At 58.4% G+C, this 1,884-nt stretch carries 3 protein-coding genes; 2 read left to right on the top strand and 1 reads right to left on the bottom strand.

Annotated elements, in window-relative coordinates; all coding sequences use genetic code 11:
- Window positions 1–236: 236 nt before the first annotated feature.
- Entirely contained in the window at window positions 237–554 is a 318-nt protein-coding gene (locus tag KGL31_02270) for a hypothetical protein (GenBank protein MDE2320731.1), read from the top strand.
- Between the two features lie 4 nt (window positions 555–558).
- On the opposite strand, the gene KGL31_02265 is transcribed toward KGL31_02270, so the two are convergent.
- A complete protein-coding gene (locus KGL31_02265) occupies window positions 559–1,512 on the bottom strand; it encodes a DUF72 domain-containing protein (GenBank protein ID MDE2320730.1) in 954 nt (317 codons plus the stop codon).
- A gap of 205 nt (window positions 1,513–1,717) precedes the next feature.
- Here KGL31_02265 and KGL31_02260 point away from each other — a divergent pair.
- Window positions 1,718–1,884 (top strand): type II toxin-antitoxin system RelE/ParE family toxin (locus KGL31_02260; protein MDE2320729.1); only part of this gene is annotated, 167 nt, incomplete at its 3' end.

The following is a 1,884-nucleotide window of genomic DNA, read 5'->3' as shown; positions in this document are numbered from 1 at the left end:
GCGAGGGTCAGGCTGAAAGCACTAGACGGCCCGCGGCGCGGGCCTCAGATCTCATCCGAAATCCCGTCTTCACATCCTCTGGCCTACGCGAGGCCAGAGGATTTTTATTGACACACGCTGTCGTGCTGAATAGAATATGTGAGCTGAAATCCTACCACTGGGAGTTCCGCGGTTGTCCTCATCCTTTTGGTCACCTGGATTCCCATCATCAACCGTCTTCAATCTGGAGGAAGTGTATGTTTGCAAGAAAGGTATGTGTGAAGCTTCGCCGGGGCAGCTCGGTAGCGTATTCCCGGACACTGCAGAGTGAAATTATCCCCATCCTCAGGGAACAAGAAGGGTTTTACGACGAGATTTCTATCGTCTCAGGGGAGCGCAGCGAGGCGGTAGCCATCAGCCTGTGGGATAGGGCCGATAACGCCGAGGCGTATCATCGCGAGACTTATCCGCGGGTGCTGCAGGCGCTCGAAGGCATGATCGACGGTGAGCCGCAGGTGCATACCTTTGCGGTCTCCAACTCGACCATCCACAAGATTCCGAACCTGCCCCAGTAGGCGTTCAGGTAGAAAACAGTGCCCCCTGGTTTGACTCCTTCTCTTCTGGGATCTGAATCTCTTTGACGGCATCCTTGATCGCGGGAAACGCCTTGGCGAACTCCGCCCGCACGGTTGCTGTGGGCGGCAATCCGATCTGATGCGCCAGCATTAAGGCGTTCGCCGGGGCCTGGCCGCGCACGTGGTTGTTGAAGAAGATCAATACCTTGCTCTCCCCAGCCGCTGCAATCTCCCGAACCTTCTCCGCGAACGGTTTCAGTTCCGCTTCTGAGTACAGGTAGTCATACCGCTCCTCTGCCGTCTCATGCTGTCTCCACTTCTCGCGGTTCCTGCCGTGGAAGCGCAGGTACAGCAGCCTCTGCGCCTCCAGTTCCTGCGTAATCGTATCCTTCAACTGCGGCATGTCGATGTAGGCCCAGCCTGCATCGAACGCAGCCAGCAGCGCCCTGGTCTCCTCGCAATGCTCACCCCACGAGGCGTGCCGTAGCTCAACCGCCACGGGGTAGTCCTGAAACTGCCGCAGGAGGATGGAAAGCGTGTCCTGGTGCTGAGGCGTGCTCGCAAACCACTCGGAGAACTGGATCAGCAGGCACGCGAGCTTGCATTCCTCGGCAATCGGGTTGATGCCTCGCTTGAAGTCATCGTAGTCCGCTTGCGTCACCTCCGGCTCCGCGCCCGTCGCCTTCTGGAACATCCCCGGATGTGTGAACTTCTGCCAGACCTTGATCGCGAACTCAAAATCCTTGGGCGTGATCGTGGCCCACGCCCTCGCCGTCTCGGGATCGAGCAACCGATAGAAGGTAGAGTTAACCTCCACGGCATTAAAGACCCGGCTGTACAGCTCCAACTCGTTCTTGGGCTTTGCGGGATAGAAGATCCCGTTCCAACTCCCCTGCCCCCTTGGATACGACCAGCCCGATGTGCCGATCCAGACGCGCTTTTCAAGAGCCTCATTCATCACTGTCATCCACCGGTACACCAACCTATGCTGACATCGCCTAATGATCTCCCCCGGGCGGTCATTGCGAGGGAGCGGAGCGACCGTGGCAATCTCACAGTATCTGCAGTCACGGACTTGGACCGGTAAGAACAGCGATCCCGGTCCACTGCAGCCCCTCTGCTCGCTGATTGCAACCCGAGACGTTACGTGTTACACTTCTCCCGTGGCAATCCTGAAGTTCAGGCACAAGGGCTTGGAGCGCTTCTTTCTCCGTGGAGCAACCATGGGCATCCAAGCGAAGCATGCCCGAAGACTACGCCTGATCCTCGGTCGATTGAACGTCGCGAGGGAGCCCCACGACATGGGGCTGCCGGGCCTGGACCTCCACCT

Source organism: Candidatus Methylomirabilota bacterium (genome assembly GCA_028870115.1).
Lineage (GTDB): Bacteria > Methylomirabilota > Methylomirabilia > Methylomirabilales > Methylomirabilaceae > Methylomirabilis.
The sequence above is the reverse complement of the archived record's forward strand: the minus strand, read 5'-3'. Positions and strand labels throughout refer to the sequence as shown.

Excerpts from the sequence above, each read along its gene's own strand:
- KGL31_02270 (MDE2320731.1), top strand. The coding sequence starts at position 237 with ATGTTTGCAAGAAAGGTATGTGTGAAGCTTCGCCGGGGCAGCTCGGTA.
- KGL31_02265 (MDE2320730.1), bottom strand. The coding sequence starts at position 1,512 with ATGAATGAGGCTCTTGAAAAGCGCGTCTGGATCGGCACATCGGGCTGG.